The sequence below is a fragment of the Streptomyces odonnellii genome (genome assembly GCF_000981895.1).
Taxonomy (GTDB): domain Bacteria; phylum Actinomycetota; class Actinomycetes; order Streptomycetales; family Streptomycetaceae; genus Streptomyces; species Streptomyces odonnellii.
Window position 1 is genome coordinate 1 of the sequence record NZ_LATD01000453.1, and the last position, 8,977, is coordinate 8,977.

Annotated in this window: 11 protein-coding genes; 4 read left to right on the plus strand and 7 right to left on the minus strand. The window is 69.5% G+C overall.

The genetic code is table 11. The features are described from left to right. Nucleotides 1–160 precede the first annotated feature (160 nt). Both WH07_RS32645 and WH07_RS32650 read right to left on the minus strand, forming a co-directional pair. Nucleotides 161–985 carry an aldo/keto reductase gene (locus WH07_RS32645; RefSeq protein WP_046508173.1) on the minus strand — a complete coding sequence of 275 codons (825 nt, stop codon included), beginning with the start codon at nt 983–985 and terminating at the stop codon, nt 161–163. A 61-nt stretch (nt 986–1,046) separates the two neighbouring features. After that, entirely contained in the window at nt 1,047–2,243 is a 1,197-nt protein-coding gene (locus WH07_RS32650) for an MFS transporter (RefSeq protein WP_046508175.1), read from the minus strand. Between the two features lie 159 nt (nt 2,244–2,402). On the opposite strand from WH07_RS32650, the gene WH07_RS32655 reads away from it, so the two are divergent. After that, nucleotides 2,403–2,861 (plus strand): MarR family winged helix-turn-helix transcriptional regulator, encoded by a 459-nt coding sequence (locus WH07_RS32655; protein WP_046508177.1) that lies wholly within the window; start codon nt 2,403–2,405, stop codon nt 2,859–2,861. Nucleotides 2,862–3,016: 155 nt separating this feature from the next. Here WH07_RS32655 and WH07_RS32660 read toward each other — a convergent pair whose 3' ends face one another. Further along, on the minus strand, nt 3,017–3,271 hold the full coding sequence (locus WH07_RS32660; RefSeq protein WP_046508179.1) for a type B 50S ribosomal protein L31: 255 nt from the start codon (nt 3,269–3,271) through the stop codon (nt 3,017–3,019). Nucleotides 3,272–3,451: 180 nt separating this feature from the next. Between WH07_RS32660 and WH07_RS32665 the strand changes: the two genes are divergently transcribed. Beyond that, complete coding sequence (locus tag WH07_RS32665; protein ID WP_046508181.1) at nt 3,452–4,102, plus strand: histidine phosphatase family protein; 651 nt, start codon at nt 3,452–3,454, stop codon at nt 4,100–4,102. An 87-nt stretch (nt 4,103–4,189) separates the two neighbouring features. Here WH07_RS32665 and WH07_RS32670 read toward each other — a convergent pair whose 3' ends face one another. Both WH07_RS32670 and WH07_RS32675 read right to left on the minus strand, forming a co-directional pair. After that, nucleotides 4,190–4,615 (minus strand): pyridoxamine 5'-phosphate oxidase family protein, encoded by a 426-nt coding sequence (locus WH07_RS32670; protein ID WP_046508183.1) that lies wholly within the window; start codon nt 4,613–4,615, stop codon nt 4,190–4,192. A gap of 226 nt (nt 4,616–4,841) precedes the next feature. Then, entirely contained in the window at nt 4,842–5,045 is a 204-nt protein-coding gene (locus WH07_RS32675) for a cold-shock protein (RefSeq protein ID WP_041994569.1), read from the minus strand. Nucleotides 5,046–5,368: 323 nt separating this feature from the next. Here WH07_RS32675 and WH07_RS32680 point away from each other — a divergent pair, with 323 nt between their 5' ends. Both WH07_RS32680 and WH07_RS32685 read left to right on the plus strand, forming a co-directional pair. Further along, on the plus strand, nt 5,369–6,082 hold the full coding sequence (locus WH07_RS32680; protein ID WP_046508194.1) for a TetR/AcrR family transcriptional regulator: 714 nt from the start codon (nt 5,369–5,371) through the stop codon (nt 6,080–6,082). Between the two features lie 96 nt (nt 6,083–6,178). Next, entirely contained in the window at nt 6,179–7,780 is a 1,602-nt protein-coding gene (locus WH07_RS32685; protein WP_198533936.1) for an MDR family MFS transporter, read from the plus strand. 91 nt (nt 7,781–7,871) lie between these two features. Here the strand turns inward: WH07_RS32685 and WH07_RS38380 are convergent, their stop codons facing one another. Together WH07_RS38380 and WH07_RS32695 are read right to left on the minus strand one after the other, a co-directional pair. Next, nucleotides 7,872–8,168, minus strand: coding sequence for a hypothetical protein (locus tag WH07_RS38380; protein WP_079023750.1), 297 nt, complete (start codon nt 8,166–8,168; stop codon nt 7,872–7,874). 232 nt (nt 8,169–8,400) lie between these two features. Then, the coding region (locus tag WH07_RS32695; protein ID WP_046508192.1) for an anthrone oxygenase family protein at nt 8,401–8,977 on the minus strand (577 nt) is incomplete at its 5' end.

Here is an 8,977-nt window from a genome sequence, read left to right on the forward strand (position 1 = left end):
CCATCCCAAGAGTCCCGCCCCAGAACCCCTCCGAAGCCCCCTGACCAGCCGACACCGGTACCGGCGCGGGCCGCACCCCCGCGACCGCGACCGCCGCGCCACCCGCGCCACTCTCGGCTCACGCCGCTGTCAGCTCCCGGCCCTGCCCCTGACTCCCGCCTCAGTTGAAGGTGTCCGGGTCAGGACCGGTCCGCAGCCCTCGGTCGAGCGAGGCCAGCACATCCATGTCCCCGGCGGACAGCTCGAAGTCGAAGACATCGATGTTCTCGCGGATCCGCGACGGCGTGACGGACTTGGGGATCACGATGTTTCCGAGCTGGAGGTGCCAGCGGAGCACCACCTGCGCGGGCGACTTCTCGTGCCGTGCCGCGACCTCCGTGATCGCCTCCTCCTGAAGGAGCGCGCCCTGCGCCAGCGGGCTCCACGCCTCGGTCGCGATGTCGTGCTGGGCATGGAAGTCCCGAAGCACCGCCTGCTGGAGACCGGGGTGCAGCTCGACCTGGTTGAGGACTGGGACGACGCCTGTCTCGTCGAGCAGGCGTTGGAGATGGGCGGGCTGGAAGTTGGACACACCGATCGCGCGGGCCCGTCCGTCCGCGAGCAGCTTCTCCATCGCGCGCCAGGTGTCGACATAGCGGTCGCGCGCGGGAGTGGGCCAGTGGATGAGATACAGATCCACCCGGTCCAGACCGAGCTTGGCGAGGCTGGTGTCGAACGCGGTGAGGGCCGAGTCGTACCCCTGCTGCCTGTTCCACAGCTTGGTGGTGACGAACAGCTCGTCGCGCGGCACTCCGGACGCGGCGATGGCGCGGCCGACGCCTGCCTCGTTGCCGTACACGGCCGCCGTGTCGATGCTGCGGTAGCCCGCCTCCAGAGCGGTCAGGACGGCGTCGGTGGTCTGCGCGTCGTCGACCTGGAAGACACCGAAGCCGAGCTGGGGGATCTTGACGCCGTTGTTGAGGACGACGTTCGGGACGGAAGTCATGGTGTTCCTGTTCGGTTTCTCGGTTGAGGGGTGGCAGAAGAGGGGGTGTACGAGCGCGGGGTTACACCTTTTCCAACGTAACGAGGTCGCCCCCGGAGCGCTCAGTGACAGGGGGCGTACGGCGCTCCAGCGTGCCCGAGACGACCGCGAGGACGAGCGCGGAACCCGCCAGCGCGGCGCCGACCCAGTTGGGTGCGGTGTATCCGAAGCCGGCGGCGATGACGATGCCGCCGAGCCAGGCGGAGAGCGCGTTGCCGAGGTTGAAGGCCCCGATATTGACGGCGGAGGCCAGGGTGGGCGCGGCGGACGCCTGGTCGAGGACCCGCTTCTGGAGCGGCGGTACGGTCGCGAAACCCAGGGCGCCGATCAGGACGATGGTGACGGCCGCCGCGATCTTGTGGTGAGCGGTGAACGTGAACAGCGCGAGGACCACGGCGAGCGCCCCCAGGGTCACATACAGCAGCGGCATCAGCCGCCGGTCCGCGAACCGTCCGCCGAGGAGATTGCCGCCGACCATGCCGATACCGAAGAGCACCAGCAGCCAGGTGACGGAGGAGTCCGCGAATCCGGCGGTCTCGGTCATCATCGGGGTGATGTAGGTGATCGCGGCGAAGACACCGCCGAAGCCGAGCACGGTCATCGCCATGGCGAGCAGCACCTGGGTGTTGCGGAGGGCCGCCAGTTCATGACGCAGCCGTACCCCCTCCGGCCTGGGCTGTTCGGGCACCAGCCCGGCGATCCCCGCGAGTCCGAGTACCCCGAGTCCGGCGACGACAAGGAAGGTCGCCCGCCAGCCGGCGTTCTGTCCGATGAAGGTGCCGAGCGGTACGCCGACGACATTGGCGACGGTGAGTCCGGTGAACATCATGGCGATGGCACCGGCCTTCTTCTCCGGCGCGACCAGGCCCGCCGCCACGACGGAGCCGATCCCGAAGAACGCGCCATGGGCGAGTGAGGCGACGACCCGTCCGGTGAGCATCACCCCGAAGCTCGGCGCGAGCGCGGAGAGCACATTGCCCGCGACGAACAGTCCCATCAGCAGCATCAGCATCCGCTTGCGCGGGATCCGGGTGCCGAGGGCGGTCATCAGCGGGGCGCCCAGGACGACACCGAGGGCGTAGCCGGTGACCAGCAGCCCGGCGGTGGGGATCGTGACGCCGTACTCGCCGGCCACCTCGGGGAGGAGCCCCATGATCACGAATTCGGTGGTGCCGATCCCGAATGCCCCGATGGCCAGGGCGAGAAGCGCGAGTGGCATGGGTTTCTTGGCCTTCCAAGACGGTTGCACATGCGGCTTACACGCGAGGACAATACTTGCATGCGCCGACTACTTGCAAGCGCGGTATATTGCAGCGATGTCCTACCCTGGGTGGCTCAGGGGCTCCGTACGCCCTCGCCTCGCCCGCAGGAGGAAGCCATGACCGCCACGGACACCGCGCTGACGGGTCTCGCCCAGGGCTGGTGCGCCCTCTCCCTGCTGCACGGGAGGATCGAGGGGCATATCGAGCGCGCGCTCCAGGCCGGGCACGGCCTGAGCGTCCGGGAGTACTCGCTGCTCGATGTCCTCAGCCGTCAGCACGACGGCGAGGGCGGGCATCTCCAGATGAAGCAGGTCGCCGACGCGGTGGTGCTCAGCCAGAGCGCCACGACGCGCCTGGTCACACGGCTGGAGGACCGCGGTCTGCTGACCCGCTATCTCTGTCCCACCGACCGGCGCGGGATCTACACCAATGTCAGCGAGGAGGGGCTGCGGCTGCTCGAACAGGCGCGGCCCACGAATGACGGGGCGCTGCGGGAGGCCCTCGACGAGGCGGCCAAGAATCCCGAACTGGCGCCCCTGGTCAGGACGGTCGAGTCCCTCGACAGCGCTGTCTGATCACCGATCCGCCCGGCGCCCCGCCGTACGCGCGCGCCGTACACGCGCAAGGGGCACACAGCACAGAAGGGCCGGACAGCGAACCTCTTCGGGTCCCTGTCCGGCCCTTCATACGCTTCGTACGCCGTGCGACTGCCGTCCGTACGGCCGTACGGTCAGCTCCGCGCGCCCTTGCCGTAGCGGCGCTCGAAGCGCTCCACCCGGCCCGCGGTGTCCACGACGCGGCCCTTGCCGGTGTAGAAGGGGTGGCTCGCGGAGGAGATCTCGACATCGATGACGGGGTAGGTGTTGCCGTCCTCCCACTCCACCCGCTCCGCCGAGTCCGCGGTGGAACGGGTCAGGAAGGCGGCTCCCGCGGCACGGTCCCGGAAGACGACCTGACGGGATTCGGGGTGAATACGAGGCTTCATACGAAAATCCTTCCTGATGGTGGAATTCGCGTCCATCAAGTGGTACGTCCGTGTAACGCGACGCCCACCGGTGGCATTCCCGCCGGGTACCGGACACCGAAAGAAGGGACACTGGGTGTGGCGGGCCCGTGGCGGCCCCGGCTTGGAACGCGCGCGGAGAGCAGGAAGTGGGCGGCACTCATGGGTGAGTTGATCCTCGTACGGCACGGAGAGACCACCTGGTCCCTCTCCGGGCAGCACACCAGTTACACCGATCTCCCGATGACCGAGCGCGGTGAGAACCAGGCCCGCTCGCTCGTGCCGCTGCTGAGCGAGCGCCGTATCGGTCTGACGCTCGTGAGCCCCATGACCCGCGCCCGGCGCACCGCCGAACTGGCCGGGCTCGGCACCTTCCGGGTCACCCCGGATCTGCGGGAGTGGAACTACGGCGGGTACGAGGGCATCACGACCGCGGAGATCCACCGCACCCGGCCCGACTGGGACCTGTGGACCGACGGCGTCGTGCCCGGTTCCGCCAGCCAGCCCGGGGAGAGCCCCGCGGATGTCGGGCACCGCGCGGACAGTGTCCTCGCCGAGGCCCTGAAGGCGCTCGATTCCAGTGACGAGGACGTCGCCCTCGTCTCGCACGCCCATTTCCTCCGGGTGCTCACGGCGCGCTATCTGGGCCTGGCCCCGGCGGCCGGGGCTCTCTTCCTGCTCGCCACCGGGACCGTCTGCCGGCTGGGCACGGAGCACGGCCGACCGGTGATCACGGCCTGGAACCTGGCGCTCCCCGAGCGGCTCCTGCGTGCCACGGCGCGGGAGAAGGAGCACAAGGAGAACGTCGCCTGACGACGGCGGTAGAGCGAGCGGCGGTACGACGGGACGACGGCGGTACGGCGAGCGGCCGTACGACAGCACCGGCGAGGGAACCGCCGCTCAGAACCGTCCGAGGTCGGTCGAGAACCAGCGCTCGGGACGCATCCGCATCACCACCTGGTCGCGGTGCTCGCGCAGTGCGAACTCGACATAGGAGTCGACCTTGTCGGCCGCGACATAGCGGGCGGACATCTCCTGGACATGGTCGCGAGTGGCGGGCTCGGTGGAGGTCACCGGGCCCTCGACGGAGACGTACCGGACCGTGGGTTCGGCCCGGTCCGCCAGCAGCGAGAACCGGCCGGCCGCCTCGATGAGCCGGCCCTTGCGCGAGGTGCTGCCGGTGATGATCCACAGCTCACCGCCGGGCCGGTACTGGTACCAGATGGGGACGGTGAGCGGAGCCTGCCCGTCCGTCGCGTTCACCGCCAGCGCGCCGATGTGCGGCTCGGCCAGGAACTGTTCGCGCTCTTCTCGGGTCAGTGCCACCGAATCTCCTCCGTCTGTGCTGTACATGCGCCGGTACGCGCCGACCGCCCCGGGATACGGGCGGCGGCCCCCTCAGCATGGGCAGCCGCGCCGTCCGGGTGGCGGCGACGCGCCGCCGTACGGAGGAAAAACGGAGGGCGCCGGTCCGGTGGAAGGGAATTCCACCGGACCGGCGCCCTGTCGTCCCGGCCTTCTCAGGCCTCCTGGGACGCCGTACTACGACGCGTTACGAGGGAAGGATGTTCTCCGCCTGGGGGCCCTTCTGGCCCTGGGTGACGTCGAACGTGACCTTCTGGCCCTCCTGGAGCTCACGGAAGCCGGACGTCGCGATGTTCGAGTAGTGCGCGAACACGTCGGGGCCACCGCCGTCCTGCGCGATAAAGCCGAAGCCCTTTTCCGAGTTGAACCACTTCACTGTGCCACTGGCCATTGCTCAGTCTCCGTTTCAAGGGACGCGTGATTCCCGCGGGGTGCGGGAACCGGAGGTGATCGCCCTGGTCCGCAGAGACGCTGAACAGCACAAACGCCCGTGACGGCACGTCACGGGCGAGCGGTACTTCGGAACCACGACAGCTGATCAAGACGCTACAGGGCTCGAAGCGATACAGCCACAGAAACGACCAACTCTTGCGCCCGTGGCGTGTATCGGACCGCGATCGGCCCAACCCGCTCAGCGATCGCTCCAAACCGGTCAGCCGGTTCCATCCGACGATCAGCCCCACCAGTTTTGCAGATCCTGCACTTTTGCATACCCTGCAATATGTGACGGACGACAGTGCGGTGCCGGGACTCCGTGAGCGGAAGAAGCGTGCCACCCGGGCGGCCCTGGCGGAGGCCGCGGTGCGGCTGGCCGCCGAGCACGGAGCCGAGAATGTGACGGTCGAGGCGATCAGCGAGGCCGCCGGGGTCTCGCCGCGTACGTTCTTCAACTACTTCGACAGCCACGACGACGCGTTCGTCATGATCGACCGCGACGCCGGGGAGCGGGTGCGACGGGCGGTACGGGAAGCACCGGCCGGGCTGCCGCCGCTCGACGCGGTACGCGAGGCGCTCGCCACCGAACTCGTCGATGTGGCCGAGCGGCAGGAGATCTGGACCCTGCGGGCCAAGGTGCTCCAGCGCTCGCCGCAACTCCTGGTCCGGGGCCTGGGTGCGCACATGGCCGAGGAAATCGAAATGGCCGAGACCATCGCCGTACGGATCGGCTCCCGCGCCCCGCAGGAGAAGCCACCGGCCACGGCCCGGAGCTGTGAGCCCCGCCCGGGCGCCCCGGGGCACGACCTCTACTCACGGCTGCTCGCCGCCGTCGCCGGCACCGCCGCCCGGGTGGCCATCGAGCACTGGTGCGCGCAGGGCCCCGGGGCCGACTTCCCCGAGGTGCTGCGGAGCGTCTTCGCCCATCTCGCGGCGGGCCTCCCGGAGCCCCCTGCCGCCACCGGCCTCCCGGAGCCGCCTCCGGCCGGCTGACGCTCCCCCGCCCCCACCGACTTCCGTTTCCCCGTACGTATCCCGAAGAAGGACACCTTGAGTGCAATAGACGCGCCGGAACAAGCGCCGACCTCCATGTCCAACCGACAGATCCTGCAGGCCATGTCCGGTCTGATGGCCGGAATGTTCGTCGCCATCCTGGCCGGTACGGTGGTGGCGAACGCGCTGCCCCGGATCATCACCGATCTGCGGGGCAGCCAGTCCTCGTACACCTGGGTCGTCACCTCCGAGCTGCTCGCCATGACGGCGACCGTGCCGCTGTGGGGCAAGCTCTCCGACCTCTACAACAAGAAGCTGCTGCTCCAGTTCTCGCTCGCCATGTTCGTGGTCGGGTCGCTGCTCGCCGGCTTCTCGCAGGGCGTCGGGCTGCTGATCTTCAGCCGGGTCGTCCAGGGCATCGGCGCGGGCGGTCTGACCGCTCTCGCGCAGGTGGTCATGGCGGCGGTCATCCCGCCCCGGCGCCTCGGCAGATACGCGGGGATCTTCGGCGCGGTCTTCGCCATCGGTACGGTCGCGGGGCCGCTGGTCGGCGGTGTGCTGGTGGACACCTCGTGGCTGGGCTGGCGCTGGTGCTTCTTCATCGGGGTGCCCTTCGCGCTGGCCGCGATCCTGATCCTGCAGCGCACCCTGCGGCTGCCCACGGTGCGCCGTGAGGTGAAGATCGACTATCTCGGCGCGTTCCTGATCGTCGCGGGTGTCTGCGCGCTGCTGATCTGGACCTCGCTGGCGGGCAACGAGTTCGACTGGGCGTCCTGGCAGACGGCCGCGCTGACCGGTACGGGTGTGGTGCTGCTGGTGGCCGCGGTCCTCGTGGAGGGCCGGGTGCCCGAGCCGATCATTCCGCTGGGCATCTTCCGCAACCGCACGGTCTCCCTGACCACCACGGCCAGCCTGCTGGTCGGTGTGGCGATGTTCGGCGGCACCGTCTTCCTCTCGCAGTACTTCCAGATCTCGCTGGGCAAGTCCCCCACCATCGCGGGGCTGATGAGCCTGCCGATGATCCTCGGTCTGCTGGTGTCCTCCACCGTCGCGGGCCAGATCATCAGCGCCACCGGCAAGTGGAAGATCCATCTGATCGCGGGCGCCGTGATCATGACGGGCGGTCTGGCGCTGCTGGCGACCATCGACGCCGACACGGGCTTCGGCCTGCTCAGCGTCTATATGGCGGTGCTCGGCATCGGTGTCGGCATGCTGATGCAGAATCTGGTCCTCGCGGCGCAGAACGATGTGCCCGCGGCCGAACTGGGCGCGGCCACCTCGGTCCTGTCGTTCTTCCGCAGCATGGGCGGAACGATCGGTACGAGCGTGCTCGGCGCGATCCTCGCCAACCGGGTGACGGCCGAGATGACCAAGAGCCTGGGCGGCGCGGGCGCGGCGGCGTCCGGCGGCTCGGGTGAGAGCGCCGTACCGGACATCTCCACGCTGCCCGCGCCGATGCGGGAGATCGTGCAGCACGCGTACGGTGTGGCGACGGCGGAACTCTTCCTGGTCGCGGCCCCGTTCGCGGCTCTGGCGCTGATCGCGGTGCTCTTCATCAAGGAGAAGCCGCTGAAGACGACCAGCGGGCTGGAGCGGCTCGCGGAGGAGAGCAAGCAGGGGCCGTCCGGCGGCAGCACCGATGCCGGCGCCGACACCGACGCTGACGCCCCGGCGGTTCCGCCCGCCCCGGTGGGCTGACCCGGCGGCTCTCCGGCTCCTGTCCGGCGGGTCATGGCATCAGGCCCCGGTCGCTCCCTCACGGGTGCGGCCGGGGCCTTTTCCGTTCGGCTCAGTGGTCGTCCCAGTGGCCCTCGTGCTCGGCGTGCCGGTGTCCGTCGTGCACATAGTCGACATGGTCGTCGTGGGGCACCGCCACATGCCCGCATCCTTCACCGTGCTCGTGTGCGTGGCCGCCGTGCGGAATGTGGCTGCCGGGCTCGCACTCATCCACATGGTCCTCGTGCATATGGTGGATATGGCCGTCATGTACGTAGTCCACATGGTCGTTGTGCGGGACGGCCACATGGCCGCAGCCGCCGCCGTGCTGGTGGGTGTGGTTGGGGTGGGGAGCGTGTGCAGTCGTCATGGCTCTCTCCGGTCGTCCTTCGGAGCCGGCGCGGCCCGTCCGGTCCACGGGCGCCCGCCGGGCTGATGTCGCCACCCCAACGAGCCGTGGGACAACCGCGTCACCGTCGATGCTGCATTCGAGTGCGTCCCGGGGAACGCCGAAGGGGCGACGGGCTCCGGGCCCGTCGCCCCTTCAGCTCACTCGTTCCGTGTACCGGCCGGCCCGTGACGATGCCGGACCGGACGCGGTGTCAGACGCCGTACGGGCGCATCGCGGGCGCCACGGCGGCGCTGCCCCGGCCGTGCAGCACCAGCGCGCGGGCCAGGAAGCCCAGCGCCGCGGTGCAGAGCAGGGTCCGTACGATATTGGTCGACTCCCAGGTGCCCTTGAACTTCTCGACGATGGAGAAGTCCGTGACCTTGGCAGGGTCCCCTACGGCGGCCAGGTCGTTGTTGAGCGGGATGTTGACGCTGAAGGTGATCATCAGGGCCATCAGGTAGAACACGGCCGCGGCGCCGATCCACAGCGCGGTGCCCCGCCGGCCCCGCCGGTGCTCCAGGAACGCGGCGATCGCGGCGGCCAGCAGCGCGCCGATGAAGGCCATGCCGAAGAGACCGTTGCCGTCGATCAGGGCGTTGAAGTTCTGCATCGCCTCGACGTAGGTGCGGTCGTCCGTCTGGGCCAGGCCCGGCATGACGGAGATGTCGTACGCGAAGAAGAGACCGGCCATGAGCCCCGTGGTGATGGTGGCGATCATCAGCAGCGGCCCGACCGCTTTGCTCTGGCGTACGGGCGCCGCGGCGGGGGCCTGCGGCGGGTACGCGGCG